Here is a 26898-nt window from a genome sequence, read left to right as displayed (position 1 = left end):
CTCTTTGTTGATACGATATCTCAGCAGCCACGACGTCAGCCGACGAATGCGCGCTCGATGACAAATTCGGCAGGTTTGTTGTTCGCACCTTCCGTCAAGCCGGCAGCTTCCAGAATTTCCTTGGTGTCCTTCAGCATTGCCGTGGAGCCGCAGATCATGCCGCGATCGATCGCCGGATCAAGCGGCGGGAGACCCAGATCCGCAAAGAACTTACCGTTGGTCATCAGGTCGGTGATCCGGCCCTTGAACGGATAGTCCTCGCGCGTCACCGTCGCATAGTGGCGAAGCTTGCCGCCGACAATCTCGTTCAGGAACTCATGATTGCGAATCTCGTCCATGAGGTCGAAGCCGTATTTCAGCTCCGCCACGTCACGGCAGGTATGCGTAAGAATGACTTCCTCGAACTTTTCGTATGTCTCTGGGTCGCGGATGAGGCTCGCAAAGGGGGCAATGCCGGTACCGGTCGAGAACATGTAAAGCCTGCGGCCGGGGACCAGCGCGTCGAGCACGAGCGTGCCGGTCGGCTTCTTGCGCATCAGGACCTGATCGCCCGGCTTGATCTTCTGCAGGTGCGACGTCAACGGACCGTCCGGAACCTTGATCGAGAAGAACTCGAGTTCCTCGTCCCATGCCGGGCTCGCAACCGAATAGGCGCGATAGACGGGCTTGTCACCGACCATCAGGCCAATCATCGCGAATTCGCCGGAGCGGAAACGAAACTCCTGGGGACGCGTCATACGGAAACGGAAGAGCCGGTCCGTATAGTGCGCAACACTCGTGACCGTCTCGACAAAGACACCTGCCGGTGCCTGGATCGCGAAATCTTCCGTTTTTGCCGGAGCATTCATCGTGGCTACAGTCCTGTAATGGTGACCCTGTCTATCAAGTATGAGCGGATATTCCAAGCCGCACTCGATTGAAAGGAAATCCCTTCCAAATATAGTCGCTTTCGAAGATTTCGGCTTGCTTCACACTGTCGCGGGTGCGTCTTTTTTAAGAAACGCGCCGCCAACTGTAGGATTTGGCGTCCGAAGATGGCCTGGCAGTCGGCTGATAGTGATTGGCGATGCCGGGCAAGCGGCCATCCGAGAGCCGCTTGATCGCCGTCGCATTCGTCACCGCGAAACTCCCGATACCACAACGCAGCATCAGCGGGATCTGGTCGATCAGTACATCGCCGACCGCCCGGACTTCCCCTTCGAAGCCAAGCCGCGAACGAAGCAGCGACGCGTGGCTGAAGGCGCGACCGTCATTGAAAGCCGGAAACGCAACGGCGACAAGGGCGATCCGATCGAGGTGTGGCGCCAACCGCGTGACGTCGTCGGCGGGCGCGATCAATACGCCTAGCTCACGCGCGTCGCTGGTGGAGACCACGTCGATGAAGGCGTCCAGACCGAGTATCGCCTTTTCGTTCGACCCGGCCTTGGCTTCCTCCGTCTCGACGACCCAGGGATCATCGTTCACAAAGCCGGTTTCTTTCCAAATTTTCGTCATGTTCTCGTCCCTGCCTCAAGCGGCTTCCTGAGCACTGCCGCCGTAGAGCGCATCCTTGAACGGCTGTGGTCCAACCCGGCGATAAGCCTCCAGGAAGGTCTCCGTCTTGTCCCGGCGCAGGCCAAGATAAGTATCGACGATCGTTTCGACGGCATCGGTGACTGTTTCCGGCTCGAAACCGCGGCCGATGATTTCCCCGATCGACGTGTTCTCGTCTCCAGAGCCGCCAAGCGTGATCTGGTAGAGCTCCGCACCCTTCTTCTCGACGCCCAAGAGGCCGATATGGCCGACGTGATGGTGTCCGCAGGCATTGATGCAACCGGAGATTTTGATCTTGAGTTCCCCGATCTCGGCCTGCCGCTCGGGCGAGCCGAAACGGTTCGAGATCTCCTGAGCGACCGGGATCGAACGCGCATTGGCGAGCGCGCAATAGTCGAGCCCCGGGCAGGCGATGATATCGGTGATCAGCCCGGCATTGGCCGTCGCGAGACCCGCTGCGACGAGCGCGCGGTAGACCGGCTCCAGGTCGGCGAGCGCCACATGCGGCAGGATCAGGTTCTGCTCGTGGCTGACGCGGATTTCGTCGAACGCGTATTCCTCGGCGATGTCCGCGACCGCATCCATCTGTGCGTCGCTCGCATCGCCCGGGATACCGCCGATCGGCTTCAGCGAAATGGTCACCATGCCGTAGTCCGGATGCTTGTGCGGCTGCACGTTCTGGTGAACCCAGCGCGCGAACTCCGGATCGGCTTTCTTCCATCGCGCGAGATTGCCCCAGCCTTCCGGGCGGTTCGGTAGGGCTGCCGGCGCAAAATAGGCAGAAATCGCCTGGATGTCGGCATCCGGCAGCTTCAGCTCGGTGTCCTTGAGCTTGGCGAACTCGATCTCCACCTGGCGAGCAAGCTCCTCGGCACCGGTTTCATGCACCAGAATCTTGATGCGCGCCTTGTATTTGTTGTCGCGGCGGCCATAGAGGTTGTAAACGCGCATGATCGCCGTCGTGTACGAGAGCAGGTCCTCTTCGGGCAGGAAGTCGCGGATCTTCTTGGCGATCAGCGGGGTCCTGCCCTGCCCACCACCCACATAGACGGCAAAGCCCAGCCTACCCTGCTCGTCCTTTTTCAGGTGCAAGCCGATATCGTGCACCTGGATCGCCGCACGGTCGCGCTCGGCACCGGTCACGGCGATCTTAAACTTGCGCGGCAGGAACGAGAATTCCGGGTGCACACTCGACCACTGACGAAGAATCTCCGCGTAGGGGCGCGGGTCGGCAACCTCGTCGACAGCCGCGCCGGAAAAGTGATCCGCCGTCACGTTGCGAATGCAGTTGCCCGAGGTCTGCAGCGCGTGCATTTCGACGCTTGCCAGTTCCTCGAGGATGTCTGGCGTGTCGGAAAGACGAGGCCAGTTGTACTGGATGTTCTGGCGTGTGGTGAAATGCCCATAGCCGCGGTCATATTTGCGGGCGATATGAGCGAGCATCCGCATCTGCCGGCTCGACAGCGTGCCATAGGGAATGGCAACGCGGAGCATATAGGCATGCAGTTGCAGATAGACGCCGTTCATCAGGCGCAGCGGCTTGAAGGCATCCTCGGCCAGTTCACCGGACAGCCGCCGCTGGACCTGATCGCGGAACTGCTCGACGCGTGCAGAAACGAAGGCGTGATCGAATTCGTCGTAACGGTACATAGGGTGTCAGGTCCTCAGGCAGCAACTTTCGGGCCGGAAAGCCCACGATATCCCGGAGCATAGGCGATCGACGGGCCTTCGGCGCGGATGCGCTCGCGCATGCGCACCGGGCGAAGCGTGCCATCGACTTCCTCGACGTCGATAACGTTGACGTCTACCACTTTATTCTCGTCGAAGGAGCGCCTTCCAGTCGCTTCAAGCGCCGCGACGGCCTCGGCATGGCGCGCGACGAAGGCCTCCTGTAGCGACTCCACCCAATTGCCGGAGGCGTCGAGCCAGACGGATATGCCATCCGCCAGTCGGTTTGCCGTCAAGACCTTGTCCACCATTCGCGTCATCCTCAATCAAATCTGTTCGGCGCGTTCAGCGCCAGAAGCATCCCTGGCCCCAGTGCCCTGCCGCCGCCCGGCAGCAAGCGGCTCCGACCGGCCGAAATTTGCACCCGCAACCGCATCACCAATGATCACCATGACGGGGCCGTCGAGTTCAGTGCGGGTCTCGAGGTCCGGCAGGTCACGCAGAATTCCGTGCAACAGCCGCCGTTCGGCGCGGCTGGCGTTCTCGACCACGGCCACAGTCGTCTCCGGAGGCAGGCCCGCCTGCATGAGCCGCCCGGCAACCGAAGCGGCGACGCTACGCCCCATATAGACTGCAATTGTTGCACCCGACACGGCAAGCCGCGCCCAGTCGGGCAGCACATCACCTGCAAGGTCATGTCCGGTCGTGAAGACCAGCGACGACGCGACACCACGAAGCGTCAGCGGCAGCTCGAAGTCTGCTGCCGCCGCAAATGCAGAGGTGATGCCGGGGACGATCTCATAGCTGATCCCGGCGTCCCGCAGGGCAGCCATTTCCTCGCCGGCTCGACCGAAGATCAGCGGGTCGCCGGATTTCAGCCGCACGACACGCTTGCCCTCGCCGGCGAGCTTCACCAGCAACTGATTGATTTCGTCCTGCGATTTAGTGTGGCAGCCCTTGCGCTTGCCGACCGAAAGGCGCTCGGCATCGCGGCGCCCCATATCGACGATCGCCTGCGGCACGAGCGCATCGTAGACGATCGCATCGGCCTCCATCATCACGCGCTGCGCGCGAAGCGTCAGCAAATCCTCCGCACCCGGACCAGCGCCGACCAACCAGACGTGGCCAGGAACGCTACCCGCGCCATCGAGCAGCCGCGACGCCTCGCGGCGCGCCGCGGCGACATCGCCAAGCGCAACCTGATCGGCGACCGGCCCCGAAAAGAAACGCCGCCAGAAGACGCGGCGCGCAACACCGCGCGGCACAAGTCGCTCGACCGCATCACGATAGTTCGCTGCCAGGGACGCGACCATGCCAAGCGACGGGGAGAGCAATTGATCGATCTGGGCGCGAATCATCTGCGCCAGAACGGGGCCGGCCCCTTCGGTTCCGATCGCCACGGCGACCGGAGCCCGGTTCACGAGTGCCGGCGTCAGGAAATCGCAATAGTCCGGCTGATCGACGGCATTCGCGGGGATCTTTCGCTCCCGCGCGGCGCTGACGATCGCCCGGTCGGCAGATGCATCGCCAGTCGCCGCAAACACCAGGACGGCGCCCTCAACCTGATGCGCGGCAAAGGTTTCTCGGATGGTCTCGAGGCCGTTGGCCGTGAGGAATTTCTCGAAGGCATTCTCCGGCGCATCCGCGTATACGACGATGCGCGCCTCAGTATTCAGAAGCAGCCGCACCTTCGCGAAAGCCTCGTCCCCATTGCCGAACACCGCCACACGCTTCTGCGCGACGCTAAAGAATGTCGGGAAAAAGGACAGTTGCTGCGACATCACTGAGAGAACGGCTCCTTCTACAGGCTGCGGCGAATATCTCCCATAGCCGGCAACAATTGAAGAAACAGAAATTTCAATGCTTTTCCGGCCACGTATTGTTTTGCTCGACAGTCAGCCATTTTGAGTAAATATCTCCGGCGACACACGGGCGCTGCGGGCCGGGCTCGGCCATTGCGCCGGGGGGCCGACCTCCGTTAAATGCCGGCGATATTCGCGGGGAGCAGAGAAGATGAAACAGTCGGAATTGGCCGAACGCCTCTTGACGGTAATCGAAGACGATATCCTGCCGCTGACCGAAAAGGGTGTTGCTGCCGGCAACAAGGTGTTCGGCGCGGCGATCCTGCGCAAGTCCGATCTTTCGCTGGTGCTTGCCGAAACCAACAACGAGACGGAAAATCCGCTGTGGCACGGCGAAGTCCATACGCTCAAGCGCTTTTACGAGATGTCCGACAAGTCCGATACGCGGGAGCTCATCTTTCTCTCGACCCATGAGCCCTGCTCGATGTGTCTCTCCGCGATCACCTGGGCGGGGTTCGACAATTTCTACTATTTCTTCAGCCACGAGGATTCGCGCGATAGCTTCTCTATCCCTCACGACCTGAAGATCCTGAAGGAGGTCTTCCGGCTGGAGCCGGGCGGCTATGCACAGGAAAACGCCTTCTGGAAATCGGCGTCGATAGCGGCACTGACGCGCGACGCCGACCCACAGACCAAGGAAAGACTCGCCGCGCAGGACGCTCGTATCCGCGAGCGCTATCACCGCCTGTCTGAGGACTATCAGGCCGGCAAGGACCAGAACGCCATACCGCTGAACTGAGCCATGGAACCTTCTCGCGACATTCAACGCCTGCTCGACATCATGGTGGCGCTCCGCCAGCCGGACACGGGCTGCCCTTGGGACATCGTCCAGACCTTCGAGACGATAAAGCCCTACACGATCGAAGAAGCCTACGAGGTCGCCGACGCGATCGAGCGCCACGACATGGACGATCTCTGCGACGAACTCGGTGACCTTCTGCTCCAGGTGGTCTTTCACGCCCGCATGGCGGAAGAAGCCGGCGAGTTCTCGTTCGGCGATGTCGTCGAAGCCGTGACCCGCAAGATGATCCGTCGCCATCCGCACGTCTTCGCCCGCTCCGACGCCGATACGCCCGAGGCGGTCAAGCTGCAGTGGGATGAGATCAAGCGAGCGGAAAAGGCGGACCGGCGGCAGCGGCGGATGCGGCGAGGTCTGCCGCAGGATCCCGATGCCGGCCACCTCGGTTCCGTGCAACGCAGCTTTCCGGCCCTGGTCGAAGCGCTCAAGCTGCAGGAACGCGCGGCAAAAGTCGGCTTCGACTGGTCGAAGCCCGAGCCGATCCTCGACAAGATCGAGGAGGAGATCACCGAACTGCGGCAGGCGCTCAAGGATGGCGACCAGCGAAAGGTCGCCGACGAGCTCGGCGATCTGTTCTTCGCCGTCGTCAATATCGGCCGCCATGTCGGCACCGATCCGGAAATGGCGCTCCGCGGCACCAATACCAAGTTCCGCCGCCGCTTCGGCCATATCGAACAGGAGCTGGAAGCAGGTGGCGAGACGCTTGACGCCGCCTCGCTGGAGCGCATGGAGGAACTCTGGCAGGCAGCAAAGGCCATCGAGCGCCAGCTGACGTAACGGGATGCCGGTGCGTCAGCTTCCTTACCAGTCCTCTTCGACCGGTTTCGGTCCGTTGCCGAGCCGCCGTTCAAGCTCTGCAGCCTCGCCCTCGGTCAGGCGCAGGTCAAGGCTGACCCTTCCGTCTTCAAGGTCCTCTCGGCCGTCGACGATCGAGTGCTCATAGACCCAGGGCAACAGTTGCAGTTGGTCGAGGCCGAGTACGACCGTGCACTCGGTCAAGACACCCGAAAGACGGCGGCCGATCTCGGCGAGCAGGTGATCGACGCCCTCGCCGGTCACCGCAGAAGCGGCGACCGTATTCGGCGTGCTTGCCGCCTTCTTCACGAGCGCCTCGCGCACCTCCGGCTCGAGCTTATCGATCTTGTTCCAGACCTCGACGATGCGCGCAGCGCCTTCCTTCTCGTCAATGCCAAGATCAGCAAGGATGCGCAATACGTCGCTCGCCTGTGCCTGGTTGTCCGCATCGGAAAGGTCGCGCACGTGCAGAATCAGGTCCGCTTCGAGCACTTCTTCAAGTGTCGCCCGGAAGGCCGCGACAAGGTGGGTCGGCAAATCAGAGATGAAACCGACCGTGTCGGAAAGAATGACCATTCGGCCATGCGGCAGCTTGAGACGCCTGAGCGTCGGATCGAGCGTTGCGAAAAGCATGTCCTCGGCCAACACGCCGGCGCCGGTCATCCGGTTGAAGAGCGTCGATTTGCCGGCGTTCGTGTAGCCGACCAACGCCACGATCGGGTGCGGCACCTTCTTGCGCTTCGAACGATGAAGCTGCCGGGTGCGCCGCACCTGCTCCAATTCGCGCTCCAGCCGAACAATCTTCTCCTGCAGCAGGCGGCGGTCGGCCTCGATCTGCGTTTCACCGGGACCGCCCATGAAGCCCGCACCGCCGCGCTGGCGCTCAAGGTGGGTCCAGCTTCTGACCAGTCTGCCCTTCTGATAGTTGAGATGCGCGCGATCGACCTGAAGCGTGCCTTCCTTGGTGGAGGCGCGCCGCCCGAAGATTTCCAAAATGAGGCCCGTCCGGTCGATGACCTTGGCGTTCCATTCCTTCTCGAGGTTGCGCTGCTGCACCGGGGTCAGGGGATGATCGACGATCACGAGCCCGGCATCCTTTTCGTTCAGGATATGGCCGATCTCCTCGATCTTGCCACTGCCCAGCAAGGTGCCGGGCTTCGGCTGGGCGACCGGAACGATCGTTCCGTGCACGACGTCGAGATCGATGGCAAGCGCGAGGCCCGTGGCCTCTTCCAGACGGCTTTCGTCGGAGCGCGTCACTGGCACAGCCAGAATCTCGGCCGCTGGCTTTCCGGTCTTCTTCAGGACCGGAACGACGACGACCGCGCGCATGTCATCACGGAGCCGTTCCAGCTCCGGGATGATCGACGACGATTTTGAATCACGCTTGGTAATGGTCCTCACGTCCCGTCAGGATGCGGCTTCCTCATTCTCGAACATCTGCAAGGGCTGACCCGGCATGATCGTCGAGATGGCGTGCTTGTAGACGAGCTGAGAGTGGCCGTCGCGGCGCAGCAATACACAGAAATTGTCAAAAGATGTGACCACACCCGTCAATTTGACGCCGTTAATCAGGAAAATGGTCAATGAAATCTTTTGCTTGCGGACCGTATTGAGAAAGAGATCCTGCAAGTTTTGAGAACGTTCCGCCATCGCGCCGCTTCTTTCTTATTTGCCGGCCTTTTTGACGCCGGTGCATTTTGTCAAATTCTGCGTTTCGAAGCGTCACAGTATCCGTCCCCGACGCCTCTCCAAGTTTGGTATCAAATCAATGTCTTTTCCGCAATGTCGAAAAAGGCTTCGCGAATATTCTGTGCTATGCTTCCCGGATGACCATTGCCGATCGTCTTTCCGTCAATGGAGACGACGGGAAAGCAGATGCTGGTCGCCGCGGTAACGAACACTTCGCGTGCCGTTAGCATCTCCTCCACCGAGAATGGCTTTTCCTCGATCTTCAGGCCAAGCGGCTTCGCCACGTCCATCAGCGTCCTCCGGGTTATGCCCCGTAGAATGCCATGTTCCGCCGGACGAGTGCGCAGGGTGCCGTCGCCATCGACGATCCAGACATTCGTCGCCGCCCCCTCTTTAACGAGACCGTCGGCATCGACGAAAATCGCCTCTTGGGCTCCGACTTCCCTCGCCTTCTGGCGTGCGAGCACGTTCGGCAGAAGACCGACCGACTTGATGTCGACCCGATCCCAACGATTTTCCGGCACCGTTATCGCCGCGATCCCTTCGGCATTCTTCTTCGCGATTGCGGCGGCATCCGTCCGCTTGGCCGTAACGACAAGCGACGGTGGTGTGTCCTTTGCCGGGAAGGCATGGTCGCGGCGCGCCACGCCGCGGGTCACCTGCAGGTAAAAAAGCCCGTTGCGCACCCGGTTCCTGCGCAACACCTCGCGAATGACGTGGGTCAACGCCGCGCGGCTCATCGGCCAGCCGATCTGCAGTTCCCTCAAGGATCGGTCGAGGCGGTTCAAATGCCGGCTGAGGTCCACGATAAAGCCGTGCCGGACCTCGCAAACTTCGTAGACGCCGTCCGCGAACTGGTAGCCGCGGTCCTCGACGTGAACGGCAGCTTCTGAATGCGGCACGTAAGCGCCATTGACATAGGCAATTCTCGGCATTGGGGCGAGACCTCAGAAATATTGGATACTGACTCGGAAAAGCTGTTCGACGTGGCGCACGGCGTCGGCGGCTGCAAAAAGAACGACGCGATCCCTCGCCTTTATCCTCGTAGTGCCGTCAGGCCGAATGAAAGTCCTGTCGCGATAGAGCGCACCGATGCGGATGCCGTCCGGCAGTTCAAGCTCGCGCAAGGCCTTTCCAACCAGCGGCGACGTCTCGAGCGCTTCGGCCTCGATCACTTCCGCCATGCCGTTCTGCACCGCATAGACCGACCGGATGCGGCCCTTCCTGACATGCTGCAGGACGCGGGAGATGGTCACTGCCCGGGGGTTGATATACGCGTCGACACCGGCCGTGCCGGCGAAACCCTGGTAGGCCGGCTCGTTGATCAGGACCAGGGTCGACTTCGCGCCCAGGCGCTTCGCCATCATGCTGCCGAGAATGTTGATCTGATCATTGTTGGTGAGGGCGACCACGAGATCGGCTTCCTGAACATCCGCCTGCATCAGGATCCGCTGGTCCATCGCCGAACCGTTCAAGACGACCGTGTTGCTGAGCTTGTCGGCCAGAAGCACCGCTCGGTCGCGATCGTTCTCAATGAGTTTGACGCGCATGCGGGGCTGCTGCTCCTCTATCATGCGCGCGACGAAATAGCCGATATTGCCGCCGCCCATGATGATGATCCGTCGCGCCTCCTGCTCCTCATGTCCGAACAGCCCCAGCGTGCGGCGGGTATGATCCCGATCGCAGACGACATAGGCGAGATCGCCCGTCTGCAATTGATCGGAGGAGTGGGGGACGATGAGCTTTCCGTTCCGGAAGATGCCCGTAACGGTCGCCAGAAGGTCCGGAAAAAGCTCGCTCAGCTGCTGTAGCGGCGTGTCGACGACCGGGCAGTCTTCCATGCACTCGATCGCGACCATCGCAATGCGGTCTTCGGCGAAGCGGACCACGTCGGTCGCGCCCGGAAAGGAAATGCGCCGAAGAACAAGACGCCCAACCTCGATCTCGGGCGAAATCGTCACGTCGATCGGGACATTCTCCCGCGAGAAAAGGTCCGAATATTCCGGTGCGAGATAGTTTTGTGCGCGGATCCGAGCAACCTTTGTCGGCACGTTGAAGATCGCGTGCGCGACCTCGCAGGCGACGATATTGACCTCGTCGAAAAGCGTCACGGCGATGATCATGTCAGCCTGATCGGCACCGGCTTTCGCCAAAACATCCGGATGCGCACCGTGGCCGACATAGCCGCGCACATCCAAGGTTTCGGTGATATGGGCGATCAGTGCGGCGGACGTATCGATCACCGAGACGTCGTTGTTTTCCTGCGACAGGCGCTCGGCAATGCCGTAGCCGACCTGTCCTGCGCCGCATATGACCACTTTCATCGCCGTTCCTTCATCCCACACGCTGCAGCGGCTACTGCGTGATTCCTTAAATCGGAACCGATTTAAGGACAGAATCATGCAGCGATTCTAAGTGCTACAGCGGCGTTTGCACGTCCGATTGGACGCGCCGCGCTGTAGCGGCAAAAACCGCCGCAAGCCGCTCCGGATCAGACGCCCAGCGACTTCAGCTTGCGATGAAGCGCGGAACGTTCCATGCCGACGAACTCCGCCGTACGCGAGATGTTTCCGCCGAATCGGTTGATCTGGGCGATCAGATAATCGCGCTCGAACATTTCGCGGGCCTCGCGCAGCGGCAAGGTCATGATGTGCTGGTCGCCCTGTGCGGAAATCTTGGGCAGCGTGTCGCCAACCTCGGTCGGCAGCATGTCGGCAGTGATCGGCGTGTCAGGGCCGTCGCTGCGGGCGAGAATCATCAGACGTTCGATGTTGTTGCGCAACTGGCGGATATTGCCCGGCCAGTCATGCGCCTGCAGGACGGCGAGCGCGTCCTCGCCGATCTTGCGCGGGCGGATGCCGGCCTGCTCGCTCACCTGGCGCATGAACATATCCACAAGGAAGGGAATGTCCTCACGCCGTTCCGCAAGCGCCGGGACACGCACCGGAATCACCGCGAGCCGGTGGAACAGGTCCTCGCGGAACAGGCCTTCGGAAATCATATTCTCGAGATTGTAGGCGGTCGAGGAGATGATGCGCACATCCACCTTGACGCGCTTCGAACCGCCGACGCGCTCGAACTGCTGGTCGACCAGCACGCGCAGGATCTTGTTTTGCGTTTCCCGCGGCATTTCGCCGATTTCGTCGAGATAGAGAATGCCGCCATGGGCCTCTTCCAGCGCGCCCGTGCGGCGCGGTTGGCCAGGCGTGCCCTCCGTGCCGAAAAGCGCGACCTCCATGCGATCCGGGGTGATCGCCGCGGCGTTGAGCGCGACGAACGGGCCGGAGGCACGCGTGGATTTGCGGTGGATCATGCGCGCGACGAGTTCCTTGCCGGAACCCGAAGGCCCCTGGATCATGATCCGGCTGTTCGTAGGCGCCACCTTTTCGATCGTCTGGCGCAACTGCGACACGGCGACGGACGTTCCGATGAGTTCCACCGGGTCGCCGGACTTCTTCTTCAATTCCGAGACTTCGCGCTTCAGCTTGGAATTCTCCAGAGCCCGTTCGGCGATGAGAATCAGCCGGTCCGCCTTGAACGGCTTCTCGATAAAATCGTAAGCGCCGCGCTTGATGGCGGAAACGGCCGTCTCGATGTTGCCGTGACCGGAAATCATTACCACCGGCAGATCGGGATGGCGGCTCTTGATCTCGTCGAGCAGCGCCAGTCCGTCAAGACGGCTGCCCTGCATCCAGATGTCGAGGAAAACCAATCGCGGCACGCGATCGTTGATCGCCGCAAGCGCACTGTCGCTATCGAAAGCCGTCCGGGTCTCATGACCTTCGTCCGACAGGATCCCCGAGACGATCTCCCGGATGTCCTCCTCGTCGTCCACAACCAGAATATCAGCCGCCATTGGTATTACCCTTGTCCTTTACAGTACCTTCGCCCCCGGTTTCCCCGGCAGGCGGCAGGATCACGCGGATCATTGCCCCGACGCCGCCGTCGAAATCCACCGGTGCGTCGTGCAGTTCCAATTGTCCGCCATGGTCCTCGATGATTTTCTTGACGATTGCGAGACCGAGACCGGTGCCCTTTTCGCGCATCGTCATGTATGGCTCCAGAATTCTGTGCCGGTTCTCGGTCGGCAGCCCCTTGCCGTTATCGATGACGTCGACAACGAAACGGCCGGAAGCGCCGTCGCGACGGGAACGGACGGCGATTGTCGGCGCCCCCCGCGACGCTCCGGCAGGGACAGCCTCGATCGCCTCCACCGCATTCTTGACGATGTTGCCGAAAGCCTGGCCGAGCATGCGGCCGTCGAATTGGCCTTCGAGCGGCTCGTCGCCGAAATCGCGAACGAAGGTGATGTGATTGTTGCCCATCTCGCGCAGGAAAACGGCATCCTTGAGGATCGATCGCAGATCGGATTTTTCTTTCGTCGGCTTCGGCATCCGCGCAAAGGCGGAAAATTCGTCGACCATCCGGCCGATATCTTCGACCTGGCGCACGATAGTATCGGTGCACTGGTCGAAGACGGCCCTGTCCTGCTGGTCGATCTGCTTGCCATAGCGGCGCCTCAAGCGCTCCGCCGAAAGCTGGATCGGTGTCAACGGATTCTTGATCTCGTGCGCGATGCGGCGGGCCACGTCGGCCCATGCGGTCGACCGCTGCGCAATCACCAGATCGGTGATATCGTCGATGGTGATGACGTAGGAACCGTGCGACTCATCGCCCTCCTCCCTCGTCACCTGGACGTTCAGGGTGCGCTCGGTTCCGCCGCGCATGATGTTGATCTGCTTGCGGTAATCGTTACGATACCGGCTTTCAGCCTCGACCAGCACGGCATCGATCTCCGGCGCAACCTCGCTGAGGCTAGCGCCCAGCAGTCCCGGCGCGGCCTTCCGCAGAAACTCTTCCGACGAGGGATTGGCAATGGTGATGCGACGGTCCTTGCCGACGCCGATGACGGCCGCGGTGACGCCCGAAAGCACCGCCTCGATAAAGCGGCGGCGCTGGTCCACTTCGTCCTTCGCCACGAGGATCTGCTCCTGTTGCGTACGGATCTCGCTGACCATCTTGTTGAAGGTGCGCGACAGGTTGCCCACGTCGCCGTCGACGGCACGCACAGGAACGACCACATCGAGATTGCCGGAGGCAACGCTGTCCGCGGCGCCGATCAGTTGCCGGATCGGCCGCACGATGCGATCGGCAACCGCTATCGCCGTCCAGATCGCCGCCAGCAGGACGATGAGAGCAAAGCCGATATAAAGGACGCCGAAGGCGATCTGAAGCGAGGTGCGGCCCGCTTCCAGCGCCTTGTATTCGGCCGTGTTCTCCTCCATCAGCCGCATCGAACGCATCACTTCGGGATCGACGTTGCGGACCGTGTAGAGGTACGTTCCGGGTATATTGTCGAGCGGAATGACGGCGCCGACGAGGTTTGTCACACCGGGAGGAATAAGCGTCGGCTGGCCGGAAACGGTGCTTTTGAGGGCATCGGCCGGAATAGCCGGCAGCGGTTTCTCGGTCGAGATATTCGCCTGAAGGATGGCGCTGCCGTCGGCGCGTACCAGGAAGGCGCCAAGCATGCCGCGCCCCCTCGCCTGGCGCGTCATCAATTCGGTGAAGCCCGTGCGATCGAGGCTGTAGAGTTGACGGTTGCGCTCGAGATCGTTGGCCATCGACACTGTCTGGCCTTGCAGGTAGCTGGCGTTCTCGAGCACGTAGGCCTGCGCAACGTTCAGCGACGAGCGAACAATCGCCTGTGTGCGCAGCGAGAACCAGCGATCGAGCCCGACATCGAGCGTAATGCTGGCAAAGATTGCCACCAGAATCGCCGGCGTTATCGCGACGATCGAAAACAGCGCGACGATGCGCACATGCAGCCGTGCTGCCGCCCTTCCCTTGCTGCGCGCCCTCAGCAGTCTGAGGATTTCGCGTGCGATCAGGTAGATCAGGCCCACGACGAAGACGCCGTTGATGCCCGCGCAGGCGATGACGATGTTTCGTTCCGGCCGAATGGGGGTGAGGCCGAGGAGAACGAGCAGCGACAAGGTGGCACAGATCAGCGCGCCGGTGGCGAGCATCAATCCAGGCAGGGCGAAGGACGCCCGCCGATCCTGGACAGTTGCGACCCTGTCCTCTGTGCCCAATGGCAGGGCCATTCCGTCCACCATGTAAAACGCTTCCCCCAAACCGGCGCCCGACGGCACCGGCATATGCGAACTTTCCCGGGTCAAAGAAACTGACCGTAACGCCCAACCCCAAACAGCATCGGCGTGCCTCAACCGGTTGGGTCGCCTCCAATGACAACACAACGAATCGACGCTATTGGACGTTCAAGCAACGCATTGTGGCGAAAATGCAACGGTGTTGCATCTCAGTCAAGCACTGCGTGAACTGCGGTACACGGAGACACCGAGTTCGCGAATCTTCTTGCGCAGTGTGTTTCGGTTGAGGCCGAGAAGATCGGCGGCCTTGATCTGATTGCCTCGGGTCGCCGTCAGGGCTGCGAGGATCAACGGATACTCCATCTCGGCGAGTACCCGATCATAGAGGCCCGATGGCGGCAGGGCATCGCCGAAACTGGCAAAATACTGCCTCATGTTCTCTTCGACCGCCTGCGAGATCGACATCGAACCGGAGCGGTTCGCCGACCTCTCGATCGGGCTGTCGGGAGTCTCGGAGCGTAACTCGTTCTCGATGATTTCCTTGGTGATCACGTCCTGGGGATAAAGCGCCGTCAGTCTCCGCACGAGATTTTCGAGCTCTCGCACATTGCCGGGCCACGGATGCGTCTTCATCAGTTCCAGTGCTTCCTGGTCGAAACGCTTGACGTCGAGCCCTTCCTTTTCGGCCTGCTGGACGAAATGGCGGACAAGATCGGGGATATCTTCCGCCCGGTCCCTGAGCGGCGGCAAGCGCAGCGGCACGACGTTCAAGCGATAGTAGAGGTCTTCGCGGAAAAGCCCCTGATTGATCGACTGTTTCAGGTCCTTGTTCGTCGCGGCGACGATCCGCACGTCCGAACGGATCGGCGTCCGCCCGCCAACGGTTGTATACTCGCCCTGCTGCAACACGCGCAGGAGCCTGGTTTGGGCATCCATCGGCATGTCGCCGATTTCATCGAGGAAGAGCGTCCCACCTTCGGCCTGCTCGAAACGGCCGGTCGAGCGCGTCTGGGCGCCGGTAAAGGCACCCTTCTCGTGGCCGAACAGCTCCGATTCGATAAGGTCGCGAGGGATCGCCGCCATGTTGATCGCAACGAAGGGGCCATTCCTGCGCTTGCCGTAGTCGTGCAATGCTCGCGCGACCAGTTCCTTGCCGGTTCCCGATTCTCCGGTGATCATCAATGTCAGGTCCGTCTGCATCAGCCGCGCGAGCACGCGGTAGATTTCCTGCATTGCAGCCGAGCGACCAACAAGCGGCATCCCGTCCTGCGAATCATCGTCGATCCTGGAGGGACGGCGCTTCGGCTCGGCGAGCGCCCGGCCGATGATGCCGATCAGTTCCGTTAGGTCGAAGGGCTTCGGCAGGTAGTCGTAGGCTCCCTTTTCGGACGCCTTGATGGCCGTCATGAACGTGTTCTGCGCGCTCATCACGAGCACGGGCAGATCCGGCCTCGCCTTCTTGATCCGTGGCAGGAGATCGAAGGCGTTCTCGTCCGGCATCACGACGTCAGTCACGACGAGATCGCCGTCGCCGGCGGCAATCCAGCGCCACAGCGTCGCCGCATTGGAGGTGATGCGCACATCATAGCCGGCGCGGCTCAAGGCCTGGTTGAGCACGGTGCGAATGGCGGCATCGTCATCCGCGACGAGAATCGTAGCGCCCGTCATGCAATGTTTCCTTTTGTCATCGGAATTTCGTCGTCATCCGCCGCGGGTCCCTTGGACGCCGGCATCAGAACACGGAAGGTAGTGCGGCTGTGCTGGCTGTCGCACTCGACAATGCCCCCGTGGCCGCCAATGATCTTGGCGACCAGTGCCAGACCGAGGCCCGAGCCATTCGTCTTCGTTGTAATGAAGGGGTCGAAAAGGTGCGGCAGCAGGTCCGAGGGAACGCCGGGTCCGTTGTCGTGCACACAGAACTCCAGCGGCAACGAGATCTTTTCGCGGGTGCCGGCAACAGAAAGGCGAATGCCGGGGCGATAGGCCGTCGTCAGCATGATCTCGCCGTCCGCCCGATCACCGATCGCCTCGGCGGCATTCTTGATCAGATTGAGGAATACCTGAACGAGCTGGTCGCGATTGGCGTAGACCGGCGGCAGCGACGGGTCATAGTTCTCCGAAACCTTGATCCCGCGGGCAAAGCCAGCCCTGGCGATCGCCTTCACGTGATCGAGTACGGAATGAATATTGAGCGGTACGCGATCGACAGGCCTTTCGTCAGAGAAGACCTCCATACGGTCGACGAGCGATACGATGCGGTCCGTCTCGTCGCAGATCAGCCGCGTCAGGGCCCGGTCCTCGTCATTGACCGACGTCTCGAGAAGTTGCGCGGCACCGCGAATGCCGGAAAGCGGGTTCTTGATCTCGTGCGCCAACATCGAGGCGAGACCGGTCACCGATCGCGCAGCGCCTCGATGGGTCAGTTGCCGGTCGATCTTGTCGGCCATCGAGCGTTCCTGGAAGACGATGACCACAGATCCTGGCGTGGAAAGAACCGGCGCGACATAAAGATCGACAAGCTTGTCGGCGCCGAGACGCGGCGAACTCAGATCGACGCGGTATTCGTTGACAGGTGCCCGCCGCTCGCGAACCTGATCGATCAAAGTCAGAAGCGGACTGCCGAATGGAATGAAGGCGCTGATATTGTGACGGGCGAGATGATTGGCGCTGGCGCCGAAGAAGGACTCGGCCTCCCAATTGGCGAAGGCCACAAGGCCATTTTCATCGACCAGGATGACGGGGTTCTGGATCGCGTTCAGCACCGCCATGGAAAGGTCGTTCGCATCGCCCGTCGGCTCTATCGCCGTTGCCTTGTCCGTCATGCCGCCAACTCCTCCTTGACCGGTGCGACGTCGCAATTCGCGATCGCGGCAGCGGCCCGATCGCTGACCAGAGCCGGATCGGTGGACGTCAGGATCGCCGCCTTGTCCGCGGACGAGAGGTTCGGCGCGAAACGCTCGGTGTACCAGCCGACATGCTTGCGAGCGTGCCGAAGGCCAATCTGAGGCCCATAGAATTCGAGCATCATGTCGTAGTGCTCGGCGAAAATCCGCGCGATCTCCAACGCATCGGGATGAAGACGAGCGCCAGCAAGAACACCGGCGTGCCATGGCCGCCCCTGCGATGACCGCCCCACCATGACGGCGTCGGCACCCGACCGGCGCAGGATTTCCGTGGCATCCGCCACGGTATCGACGTCGCCGTTGGCGATCAGAGGGACCGAGATGACGTCACGAACCGCACGGATCGCGTCCCAGTCCGCTTTGCCACTGTAAAATTGCATCCGGGTGCGTCCGTGGATGGTGATGGCCTGCACACCCGCCTCTTCAGCCCTTCGCGCGATCAATGGAGCATTGATTGAATTTTCATCCCATCCGAGCCGCATCTTCAGCGTTACCGGCACGGAAACGGCCCCGACGGTCGCCTCGATAAGCGACAAGGCATGATCGGGGTCCCGCATCAGTGCCGAACCGGAATAGCCACCGGTCACTTTCTTGGCTGGGCAGCCCATATTGATGTCGATAATGTCAGCACCATTCGCCTCGACGATCCTTGCGGCTTCCGCCATCCAGTGCGCCTCTCGGCCTGCGAGCTGGACGATATGCGGCTCGATGCCGGAATTCTTCAGCCGCGCCCAGGATTCGGTGGCGTTACAGACCAGTTCGCGACTGGCGACCATTTCCGTCACCACAAATCCGGCGCCGAAACGCCAGGCGAGCATACGGAAAGGCAAATCGGTCACCCCCGACATCGGCGCGAGCGCCACCCGGTTGCGGATTTCAACTTTCCCAATCCGGAGCGACGATGACAGGGCCGATGGTGGCAAATGCATATCTTTCAGGCACATGTTCTTCTTGCACTATTTTTAGACATTGTTATTCGGCTTGCCAAGCGATTTCCACGCCCCCGACAAAATTCCCCACATGGCCGGCAATGGGTACTGCATGCCACCTTAAATCGGAGCCGATTTAAGGACGAAGACATGCAGCAACTCAAAGTGCTACAGCGACCTTTGTGCGTCTGAAAAGACGCACGGCGCTGTAGGGCTGGCAATGGCCGGGCCGTCGCGGTAGACCAGAGCGAAAGAGCGTCGAAATGCGGGACCACATACATAAGATGCAGCCTGAAGAACAGTTCTCCTGTGGTGTCGTCATCGTCGCGGCCGGCCGCGGCGAGCGCGCCGGCCAATCGGCCGAAGGGCCAAAGCAGTACCGGACGATCGGCGGGCGCCCCGTTATCGCCCATACGCTTGACACTTTCGCGACATGGGCCGGAACGGGACCGATCGTTGTCGTCATTCATCCGGACGACACGGAACTCTTTGCCTCTGCTCTGAAGGGCGTGCCCGCGCCGGCTGATTTGATCGTGGTGCATGGAGGAGCGACGCGACAGCTTTCGGTCCTTGCGGGCCTGGAGGCGATTGCGGCTGCCGGCGCCAAGTACGTCATGATCCACGACGCGGTGCGCCCGTTTGCAGACCACGCGCTGCTCGATCGCTGCCGTCAAGCGCTGCTGGGCGGTGCCGATGCGGTCCTACCGGCGATAGCGGTCGCCGATACATTGAAGCGCGCCGGCGCAGATGGAGTCGTGCAGGAGACTGTCGCGCGGGCTGGTCTCTACGCGGCACAGACGCCGCAATGCTTCATGCTGGAAGCGATCCTTTCCGCGCACCGCGCAGCCAATGCCGGCGCAAAAGTGGATTTTACCGATGATGCGTCCATTGCAGAATGGGCGGGCATTCCCGTTGTCCTGGTCGAGGGTGCGGTGGACAATATCAAGCTGACGCTGCGGAGGGATATTTCGATGGCTGATGAAAGGCTCAAAGGCAGCGCGATTCCCGACGTGCGAACCGGCAATGGCTACGACGTGCACCAACTCATCGAAGGCGACGGCGTCACGCTTTGCGGCGTATTCATCCCGCACGACCGCAAACTCTCGGGCCATTCCGATGCCGACGTCGCGCTGCATGCGCTGACCGATGCACTTCTCGCGACCTGCGGCGCAGGCGATATCGGCGATCACTTCCCACCGTCGGATCCGCAATGGAAGGGTGCGCCTTCGCGTATCTTCCTGGAGCACGCGGCGCGCATCGTGCGCAAGCGTGGCGGCATAATCACCAATGCGGACATATCGCTGATCGCCGAAGCGCCCAAGGTCGGGCCACACCGCCACCAGATGCGAGAGAACCTGGCAGCAATGCTCGGCATCTCCATCGACCGCTGCTCGATCAAGGCGACCACCAACGAAAAGCTCGGTTTCGTCGGCCGCAACGAAGGTATCGCGGCAATCGCCACTGCAACGGTCGTCTATGTACCTGGGAGCAACGCATGATGTGGCCAGCCGATATAGAACAGAAAGCGCGGGAGATCGTCACGGATCTTACCGCACGCAACCTGAAGGTCGCGACGGCGGAGTCCTGCACGGGCGGTCTGATTGCGGGTGCGTTGACGGAAATTGCCGGCTCGTCGCTCGTCGTCGACCGTGGTTTCGTCACTTATTCCAACGACGCCAAGATACAGATGCTCGGGATCGAACTCGCGACGCTTGCCGCCCACGGCGCCGTCTCGCGCGAGACGGCTATCGAAATGGCACGCGGCGCAGTCTTCCATTCAGGGGCGGATGTTGCTGTCGCCGTGACGGGGATCGCCGGCCCCGGTGGTGGCTCGGTGGAGAAACCGGTAGGGCTCGTGCACCTGGCCGCGGCGAGCCGGAAAGGCGCGACGCTTCACCGCGAGATGCGCTATGGCGAGGTCGGCCGCGACGTGGTTCGACTGGCAACCGTCAGAACCGCACTCGAGCTCCTCGCAGACATCTCTCAGCAAGCGTAGACCTCGTCGGCGCGCTTTTCGAAGGCTTCCGAAAACATGCGGAACGCCCGGTCGAACATGGAACCCATCAAGGCGCCCAAAAGCCGGCTCTTGAATTCGTAATCGATGTAAAAATGCACGATCGACAGCTTCTCGCTGGTCGGTTCGAAGCGCCACTCGTTGTCGAGATATTTGAACGGTCCGTCGATATAATTGACGTCGATCTTCCGCTCGGCCTTGTTGAGCAGAACCTGAGTCGTGAAGGTCTCGCGGATAGCCTTGTAACCGACCGTCATATCGGCCAGCAGCAATACCTTGCCATCGCGCTCCTTGCGTGAGCGCACGCTCAAGGCCTCGCAAAGCGGCAGAAACTGCGGGTAGCGCTCGACGTCGGCGACGAGATCGAACATCTGGTCGGCCGAATGCTTGACGACGTGGTTGGTTTCAAAGTGCGGCATGACTTGCAGTTAAGCGCGCGCCGCGAGAAGTTCAAGCAGCGCGCGCATTTGTGCCCGGCTTCTTATCTGCAGGACTGGAACGCCTGGTCCGTGCTCCTGCAGGCCTTCTTCGATCCGTGGAACGGATTTGCGCTCGAAAGTCCAGATGTAGCGGACGAACTCCCAACTCACCCGCTCCGGACATCCTTCGGCCATTTCCGGCCGTGCCGCCCCTCGCCATTTCAGCCAACGCCGCGTCACACCTATCAGGCACAGCAAGCGCGGCATTCTCACCCAGAGCACGACGTCGGCGCGAGGCAGTCGCAGATCGAAGGTCGACGGATTGGTCCCGTCCATCACCCACCGCGCTTCAGCGACCTTGGCGGCGATGAGGTTTCTTTGTTCCTCCCGCGCTCTGGAAGTCCATCCCGGCAGCCAAAAGAATTCTCTGTCCATCGAAACAAAAGGGAGGTCACAGTGTTCCGACAGCCGGCGGGCAAGTGTCGTCTTGCCACCGCCCGAGCAGCCAATGACCAACACACGTTTTGCGTCCGAGAGAATCGATGCAACTCGCGTCGTGTCCGTCATCTGCCCGCTTTCGCCTCAAATAGAAGAACCGCGACGAAGATACGCCGCGGCTGTTTTTCACCGGCAGTAGACTGAATTATTCCGCTTCGGCCAGGAGCTTCTTCTCGCGTGCCGCCCTCAGCCGTGCGAAATCATCGCCGGCGTGATGCGACGAGCGTGTCAGCGGACTTGAGGAAACCATCAGGAAGCCCTTCGTGTAGGCGACCGTCTCGTAGGACTTGAATTCCTCGGGCGTCACGAATTTCTCGACCTTGTGGTGCTTGCGGGTCGGCTGCAGGTACTGGCCGATCGTCAGGAAGTCGACGTCGGCGGTGCGCAAATCGTCCATCAATTGCAGCACCTCGTTCCGTTCCTCGCCGAGGCCGACCATGATGCCGGACTTGGTGAACATGGACGGATCCAGTTCCTTCACGCGCTGCAAGAGCCGCATCGAATGGAAATAGCGGGCGCCCGGACGGACGGTCAGATAGTTCGAGGCGACCGTTTCGAGATTGTGATTGAACACGTCTGGCTTGGCGGCGACCACGCGCTCCAGCGCGCCGGGTTTGCGCAGAAAGTCGGGAGTCAGGATCTCGATGGTCGTTTCCGGAGAGGCCTCGCGGATCGCAAAGATAACCTTTTCAAAGTGTTCGGCGCCACCGTCATCGAGATCGTCGCGGTCGACGGAGGTGATGACGACGTGGCTGAGCCCCATCTGCTTGACCGCCTTGGCGATGTTGGCGGGCTCCTCCATGTCGAGCGCATTCGGCTTGCCGGTCGAGACGTTGCAGAAAGCACAGGCGCGCGTGCAGATCTCGCCCATGATCATGAAGGTCGCGTGTTTCTTATCCCAACATTCGCCGATGTTCGGGCAGCCAGCTTCCTCGCAGACGGTGACGAGGTTGTTGCCCTTCACGATCGAACGGGTTTCCATGTATCCCTTCGACATCGGCGCCTTAACGCGGATCCAATCCGGCTTGCGCAGGACTTCCGTGTCGGGCTTGTGCGCCTTTTCCGGGTGACGGACGCGTTGCGCCCGATCCGAAACAGCATCGAAAAGCGTTACCATGTGTTTTCCTTTGTCGCGGCGGGCGCGGCTTGGCGCCGACTGCCCATTTTCGATCTATATAGACGGCCCGACAGGAAAAGTCAGGCCACCAGTTGCAAGGCGGCCTGACAGCAGACGCATGGCTCGCGTGGCGCTACCTTCGGACGGCGCGCCCAGCGGCAATCAACAGGCAGGCGCCGATGAAGCCGATGACCAAATAGGCGAGCCAGCCCGTATAGGCCATGCCGAAGGCGGCCAGGATGAAGTTCAGGACGACCGCGCCGATGATGCCGAGAATAATATTGGCGAACAGTCCCATCTGACTGTTCATAAATCTCTCCGCAAGCCAACCCGCCAGCCCGCCGATGATGATCGCCGCCAGAATACCCACGCCGTTCACGCTCATGACAACCTCCGAGCACTGAAGATGCCACACAATCAGTGCGTGAGTATACCGCAAGTTCCGGGCGACTGCACGTCATCAGGCGTTCAATACCCGGCCGTAGGCGTCGAGCACGCTTTCCTTCATCATCTCCGAGAGAGTCGGATGCGGGAAGATCGTGTGCATCAGCTCTTCCTCGGTCGTCTCCAGGTTCATGGCAACGACGAAGCCCTGGATGAGTTCGGTCACCTCGGCGCCGACCATGTGCGCACCCAAAAGCTCGCCGGTCTTCTTGTCGAAGATCGTCTTGACCAGACCCTGATCCTCGCCGAGCGCGATCGCCTTGCCGTTGGCACCGAAGCTGAAGCGGCCGACGCGAATCTCGCGGCCGAGTTCCTTGGCCTTCGCCTCGGTGAGGCCCACGGAGGCAACCTGCGGGTCGCAGTAGGTGCAGCCCGGGATCTTGTTCTTGTCGAGCGCATGAACGCCCGGCACGCCGGCGATCTTCTCGACGCAGATCACACCCTCATGTTCGGCCTTATGTGCCAGCATCGGCGGCCCGGCGACGTCGCCGATCGCATAGATCCCGGCAACATTGGTTTTGCCGTAGCCGTCGGTGACGATGCAGCCGCGGCTGGTCTCGACGCCCAGCGCCTCGAGGCCCAAGTTTTCGATATTGCCCTGGACGCCGACGGCAGAAATCAAGCGATCCGCCTTGATCTGCGTGACCTTGCCGTCCTTTGTTTCGACATGCGCGGTCACGTCGTTCGCGCCCTTCTCGACCTTCGTCACCTTGGCATCGGTGAAGATCTTCATGCCGCGTTTTTCGAGCTGCTTGCGGGCGAAGGCGGAAATCTCCGCATCCTCGACGGGCATGACCTGCGACAAGAGCTCGACGACGGTGACGTCAACGCCCATCGACTTGTAGAAGCTTGCAAACTCGATGCCGATCGCGCCGGAGCCCATGACCAGCATAGTCTTCGGCATCTCCTCGGGCTTCATCGCCTCGAAATAGGTCCAGATCAGCTTGCCGTCCGGCTCGATGCCGGGAAGTGCGCGCGGCCGGGCGCCGGTCGCAATGATGATGTGCTTGGCCGTATAGGTGCCTTCGCCCTTGACGCCTTTCGGAACCGGATTTTGCGGCTGGACCGCCGGCTTCGAGGGCGCACCGACGACGATCTCGCCGGGTTTGGTGAGCTTCGCCTCGCCCCAGATCACATCGACCTTGTTCTTCTTCATGAGGAAGGCGACGCCGCCGGTTAACCGCGCAGAGACGGCGCGCGACCGGCCGACGACCTCCTTGACGTTGGCGGTCATCTTGCCTTCGAGCGTCAGGCCGTAGTTCTTGGCATGGTTGGCATGGTCGAGAATTTCGGCCGAGCGCAAGAGTGCCTTGGTCGGGATGCAACCCCAATTCAGGCAAATGCCGCCGAGGTGCTCGCGCTCGACGATCGCCGTCTTCAAGCCAAGCTGCGCCGAACGGATGGCAGTGACATAGCCCCCCGGACCCGAACCGATAACGATGACGTCGTAATTCTCAGCCATATGTTTCCTGCCTTTGTCTCAAGCGACCTTTCGGGTGAAAAGCACCCAGTCGTGTTTCCTGCTGTCTTCGAAAAGCGGCACGGCTTCAATGCGCACCACCTCCTCGAAGCCGTTGATCCTGTAAAGCGCCTGAGCCCTTTCATTGTGGCTTTCGGTGATCAGGCTCACCGGCGCCGATCCGGCGCGGGCAATCTCATGTTCCAGCAATGCGCGGCCGATTCCCCGGCCGCGGCGATGCTTGTAGACCCCGAGGCTATCGATGAACCAATGGCCGACAACCTGCTTCTGCAGAGCAAGCAGCGGGACGAGCACCTGATGTTTCGCCTCGATTTCGTGGACGGACGGGTCGATTGCGTAGGAGACGGCTACACCCGCGATTTCGTCCTCAACTTCGGCAACGATCGCGTCGCACCATGTGCCCCGCCCCACATCTTCGCGAAGCTTGTTGCGTCCGTGTTCGAACGCCGTCTCGGCAACGCCGCGCAAAACACCGCCATACCAGAGCCACGCGGCAAATCCGTGCGAGGCGATGTCAATCAGGACGGCGAGCTCCGCTGCCTCGCTTCGCCTTGCCGGCCTGAGGGTCACGCCAGCCGTCATGGTCAGAGCCCGAGCATCATCCGCACGACCGGTTCCAATCCCCGGCCGATCGCGCGGGTGTTGTCGGCGTCGAGATGCACGCCATCGAGCGGCGTGGTCTGTGCCACGGAGCCGGCATCGAAAAAGCCGCAATCGAGCTCGTCGGCGAGATCGCGGTAAAGCGGCGCCAGCATCGCCGACTGCTCGATAGCGCCCGCATACATTGCTGCGAAGGCGCTGTTCGCGGTTTCGCAAAGCGGCGGCGGCGAGACGATGAGGATGTCCGGCCCCTCCTCGGCCTCCACCGGCCAGTCGTGCCGCCGGACGAGATTGACGAGGCGCGCGATCCCTTTGACAGCACCGAAGGCCGTGCCGTGGATCATCGGCTTCATGTCGTTGGTGCCAAGTAAAAAGATCATGAGATCGATGGGCGCGTGGCTGTGGAGCACGGTCGGCAGGACGCGGGCCCCGTTGCGGTCGCAATCCGCGAGATGATCGTCATAGGCTGTCGTGCGGCCGTTCAGCCCTTCCGCGATCACGTGCACGTCCGAACCAAGCGCCTTTTGCAGCACGCTCGGCCAGCGATCCTGCAACGCGTGCCGGCCGAGGCCGCTCGCGTCATAGCCCCAGGTCAGACTGTCACCATAGCAAAGGACTGTCTTCATCGCTTGTGCCCGCATTTAGGGGAATGGACCGGCTTGGATAGCCGGTCCGGATCGCATCAGACCAGCATGCCCATCGGGTTTTCGATGTAGCGCTTGAAGGCGGCGAGCAGCTCGGCGCCGAGCGCGCCATCGACGCAGCGATGGTCGGTGGAGAGCGTCACGGTCATCATGTTGGCGACGACCATTTCCTTGTTCTTGACGACGACGCGCTCCTCGCCGGCACCGACCGCGAGGATGGTCGCATGCGGCGGGTTGACGACGGCGGCGAAGTTCTTGACGCCCATCATGCCCATGTTGGAGACGGCCGTTGTGCCGCCCTGGTATTCTTCCGGCTTCAGCTTGCGCTCCTTGGCGCGCTTGCCGAAGTCCTTCATCTCGTTGGAGATGGCCGAAAGGCTCTTCAACTCTGCCTGGCGGATGATCGGCGTGATCAAACCGCCGGGGATCGAGACCGCAACTCCGACATCGGCGTGCTTGTGCTTGACCATGTTCGAGTCGGTCCAGGAGACGTTGGCGTCCGGAACGTCGCGCAGCGCCAGCGCCAGCGCCTTGATCACCATGTCGTTGACCGAGAGCTTGTAGACGGACTTGCCATCCTTCTCCGGAGCAGCGGCATTCAGCTGTGCGCGAAGCGCAAGTAGGGCGTCGAGCTCGCAATCGATCGAAACATAGAAATGCGGGATTGTCTGCTTCGATTCCTGCAGGCGCTTGGCAATGGTCTTGCGCATGCCGTCATGCGGGACGAGTTCGTAGGAACCCGGCTCGAAGAGCTTGAGCACGGCATCCTCGGACATGCCCTTGGCGAGCGCCGCCGGAGCGGGTGCAGCCGCTTCCGCGGGCGCTGCGGCCGGTTTGGCGCCGCCGCCGACGACGGCGGCCTCGACGTCCTTCTTGACGACGCGGCCATACGGGCCGGACCCGGCGATTGCCGAGAGGTCGATGCCCGCTTCCTTGGCAAGGCGGCGCGCCAGCGGCGAAGAGAAGACCCGCTTGCCATCGGCTGCGGCGGGGGCGGGGGCGGGCGATACTGCCGGCTGTGCCGCGGCCGGTGCCGGCGCAGCTGCTGGTGCTGCCGGAGCTGGTTCTTCGGCTTTTGCTGCGGGTGCCGGCGCGGCCGCGCCATTGCCCTTCGCGGCCGTCGCCACGTCCTCGCCATCGGCGGCCAGAACGGCGATCAGGGCGTTGACCTTGACGCCATCCGTGCCAGCCGGCACGACGATCTTGGCAACCGTGCCTTCATCGACGGCTTCCACTTCCATGGTCGCCTTGTCGGTTTCGATCTCGGCAATGACATCGCCGGACTTGACCTTGTCGCCTTCCTTGACCAGCCACTTGGCCAGATTGCCTTCTTCCATAGTCGGAGAGAGGGCAGGCATCGTGATGTTGATTGGCATCGAAGCGCCCTC

26 protein-coding genes are annotated in these 26898 nt (G+C 61.5%); 4 read left to right on the top strand and 22 right to left on the bottom strand.

Annotation, left to right across the window (positions count from 1 at the left end):
* Positions 1-35 precede the first annotated feature (35 nt).
* The 5 genes from RB548_RS06560 to cysG form a co-directional block, all read right to left on the bottom strand.
* On the bottom strand, positions 36-848 hold the full coding sequence (locus RB548_RS06560; RefSeq protein WP_331374166.1) for a ferredoxin--NADP reductase: 813 nt from the start codon (positions 846-848) through the stop codon (positions 36-38).
* A 145-nt stretch (positions 849-993) separates the two neighbouring features.
* The gene (locus RB548_RS06555) at positions 994-1494 is read right to left on the bottom strand and encodes a DUF934 domain-containing protein (RefSeq protein WP_331374165.1); all 501 of its coding nucleotides are present in this window, start codon (positions 1492-1494) and stop codon (positions 994-996) included.
* Between the two features lie 15 nt (positions 1495-1509).
* Positions 1510-3183, bottom strand: a complete 1674-nt coding sequence (locus RB548_RS06550) for a nitrite/sulfite reductase (RefSeq protein WP_331374164.1) — start codon at positions 3181-3183, stop codon at positions 1510-1512.
* 14 nt (positions 3184-3197) lie between these two features.
* Complete coding sequence (locus RB548_RS06545) at positions 3198-3512, bottom strand: DUF2849 domain-containing protein (protein ID WP_331374163.1); 315 nt, start codon at positions 3510-3512, stop codon at positions 3198-3200.
* A gap of 15 nt (positions 3513-3527) precedes the next feature.
* A complete protein-coding gene (gene cysG / locus RB548_RS06540; protein ID WP_331374162.1) occupies positions 3528-4982 on the bottom strand; it encodes a siroheme synthase CysG in 1455 nt (484 codons plus the stop codon).
* Between the two features lie 232 nt (positions 4983-5214).
* On the opposite strand from cysG, the gene RB548_RS06535 reads away from it, so the two are divergent.
* Both RB548_RS06535 and mazG read left to right on the top strand, forming a co-directional pair.
* Positions 5215-5802: a nucleoside deaminase gene (locus RB548_RS06535; RefSeq protein ID WP_331374161.1), complete on the top strand. Its 588-nt coding sequence runs from the start codon at positions 5215-5217 to the stop codon at positions 5800-5802.
* 3 nt (positions 5803-5805) lie between these two features.
* Positions 5806-6639: a nucleoside triphosphate pyrophosphohydrolase gene (mazG, locus tag RB548_RS06530; protein WP_331374160.1), complete on the top strand. Its 834-nt coding sequence runs from the start codon at positions 5806-5808 to the stop codon at positions 6637-6639.
* Positions 6640-6663: 24 nt separating this feature from the next.
* On the opposite strand, the gene hflX is transcribed toward mazG, so the two are convergent.
* From hflX to dusB, 9 genes are all read right to left on the bottom strand, one after another.
* Entirely contained in the window at positions 6664-8061 is a 1398-nt protein-coding gene (hflX, locus tag RB548_RS06525) for a GTPase HflX (RefSeq protein WP_331374159.1), read from the bottom strand.
* Between the two features lie 6 nt (positions 8062-8067).
* The gene (gene hfq / locus RB548_RS06520; RefSeq protein ID WP_003535434.1) at positions 8068-8310 is read right to left on the bottom strand and encodes an RNA chaperone Hfq; all 243 of its coding nucleotides are present in this window, start codon (positions 8308-8310) and stop codon (positions 8068-8070) included.
* A gap of 110 nt (positions 8311-8420) precedes the next feature.
* On the bottom strand, positions 8421-9284 hold the full coding sequence (locus RB548_RS06515; RefSeq protein ID WP_331374158.1) for a D-amino-acid transaminase: 864 nt from the start codon (positions 9282-9284) through the stop codon (positions 8421-8423).
* A 12-nt stretch (positions 9285-9296) separates the two neighbouring features.
* Positions 9297-10673 carry a Trk system potassium transporter TrkA gene (gene trkA, locus RB548_RS06510; RefSeq protein ID WP_331374157.1) on the bottom strand — a complete coding sequence of 459 codons (1377 nt, stop codon included), beginning with the start codon at positions 10671-10673 and terminating at the stop codon, positions 9297-9299.
* Between the two features lie 167 nt (positions 10674-10840).
* On the bottom strand, positions 10841-12205 hold the full coding sequence (ntrX, locus tag RB548_RS06505; RefSeq protein WP_153442334.1) for a two-component system response regulator NtrX: 1365 nt from the start codon (positions 12203-12205) through the stop codon (positions 10841-10843).
* The gene (locus tag RB548_RS06500) at positions 12195-14510 is read right to left on the bottom strand and encodes a sensor histidine kinase NtrY-like (RefSeq protein ID WP_331374156.1); all 2316 of its coding nucleotides are present in this window, start codon (positions 14508-14510) and stop codon (positions 12195-12197) included. The genes ntrX and RB548_RS06500 overlap by 11 nt, the downstream gene beginning before the upstream one ends.
* A gap of 165 nt (positions 14511-14675) precedes the next feature.
* On the bottom strand, positions 14676-16130 hold the full coding sequence (gene ntrC / locus RB548_RS06495) for a nitrogen regulation protein NR(I) (protein ID WP_331374155.1): 1455 nt from the start codon (positions 16128-16130) through the stop codon (positions 14676-14678).
* Positions 16127-17284, bottom strand: coding sequence for a two-component system sensor histidine kinase NtrB (locus tag RB548_RS06490; RefSeq protein WP_331374154.1), 1158 nt, complete (start codon positions 17282-17284; stop codon positions 16127-16129). The genes ntrC and RB548_RS06490 overlap by 4 nt, the downstream gene beginning before the upstream one ends.
* Positions 17281-18309, bottom strand: coding sequence for a tRNA dihydrouridine synthase DusB (gene dusB / locus RB548_RS06485; RefSeq protein ID WP_331374153.1), 1029 nt, complete (start codon positions 18307-18309; stop codon positions 17281-17283). Before dusB ends, RB548_RS06490 begins: the two co-directional genes overlap by 4 nt.
* Positions 18310-18557: 248 nt before the next feature.
* On the opposite strand from dusB, the gene RB548_RS06480 reads away from it, so the two are divergent.
* Both RB548_RS06480 and RB548_RS06475 read left to right on the top strand, forming a co-directional pair.
* Positions 18558-19793, top strand: a complete 1236-nt coding sequence (locus RB548_RS06480) for a bifunctional 2-C-methyl-D-erythritol 4-phosphate cytidylyltransferase/2-C-methyl-D-erythritol 2,4-cyclodiphosphate synthase (protein WP_408642398.1) — start codon at positions 18558-18560, stop codon at positions 19791-19793.
* Positions 19793-20290, top strand: a complete 498-nt coding sequence (locus tag RB548_RS06475) for a CinA family protein (RefSeq protein WP_331374897.1) — start codon at positions 19793-19795, stop codon at positions 20288-20290. Before RB548_RS06480 ends, RB548_RS06475 begins: the two co-directional genes overlap by 1 nt.
* On the opposite strand, the gene RB548_RS06470 is transcribed toward RB548_RS06475, so the two are convergent.
* The 8 genes from RB548_RS06470 to RB548_RS06435 all read right to left on the bottom strand — a co-directional run bounded on the left by RB548_RS06470 (position 20278) and on the right by RB548_RS06435 (position 26886).
* Positions 20278-20727, bottom strand: coding sequence for a type II toxin-antitoxin system RatA family toxin (locus RB548_RS06470; RefSeq protein ID WP_331374152.1), 450 nt, complete (start codon positions 20725-20727; stop codon positions 20278-20280). The two genes, RB548_RS06475 and RB548_RS06470, sit on opposite strands and share 13 nt — an antisense overlap.
* A 9-nt stretch (positions 20728-20736) precedes the next feature.
* Positions 20737-21294 (bottom strand): P-loop NTPase family protein, encoded by a 558-nt coding sequence (locus tag RB548_RS06465; RefSeq protein ID WP_331374151.1) that lies wholly within the window; start codon positions 21292-21294, stop codon positions 20737-20739.
* A 76-nt stretch (positions 21295-21370) separates the two neighbouring features.
* Positions 21371-22342, bottom strand: a complete 972-nt coding sequence (gene lipA, locus RB548_RS06460; protein WP_331374150.1) for a lipoyl synthase — start codon at positions 22340-22342, stop codon at positions 21371-21373.
* A gap of 133 nt (positions 22343-22475) precedes the next feature.
* Positions 22476-22727, bottom strand: a complete 252-nt coding sequence (locus RB548_RS06455) for a GlsB/YeaQ/YmgE family stress response membrane protein (RefSeq protein WP_180940923.1) — start codon at positions 22725-22727, stop codon at positions 22476-22478.
* A 75-nt stretch (positions 22728-22802) separates the two neighbouring features.
* Positions 22803-24248 carry a dihydrolipoyl dehydrogenase gene (lpdA, locus tag RB548_RS06450; RefSeq protein ID WP_331374149.1) on the bottom strand — a complete coding sequence of 482 codons (1446 nt, stop codon included), beginning with the start codon at positions 24246-24248 and terminating at the stop codon, positions 22803-22805.
* An 18-nt stretch (positions 24249-24266) separates the two neighbouring features.
* Entirely contained in the window at positions 24267-24848 is a 582-nt protein-coding gene (locus RB548_RS06445; protein WP_331374148.1) for a GNAT family N-acetyltransferase, read from the bottom strand.
* 2 nt (positions 24849-24850) lie between these two features.
* Positions 24851-25492, bottom strand: a complete 642-nt coding sequence (locus RB548_RS06440) for an SGNH/GDSL hydrolase family protein (RefSeq protein ID WP_331374147.1) — start codon at positions 25490-25492, stop codon at positions 24851-24853.
* Positions 25493-25548: 56 nt separating this feature from the next.
* Complete coding sequence (locus RB548_RS06435; protein WP_331374146.1) at positions 25549-26886, bottom strand: pyruvate dehydrogenase complex dihydrolipoamide acetyltransferase; 1338 nt, start codon at positions 26884-26886, stop codon at positions 25549-25551.
* Positions 26887-26898 lie beyond the last annotated feature (12 nt).

It is taken from the genome of Sinorhizobium chiapasense, from assembly GCF_036488675.1.
Classification (GTDB): domain Bacteria; phylum Pseudomonadota; class Alphaproteobacteria; order Rhizobiales; family Rhizobiaceae; genus Sinorhizobium; species Sinorhizobium chiapasense.
This window is presented reverse-complemented; position numbering and strand designations above follow the sequence as displayed.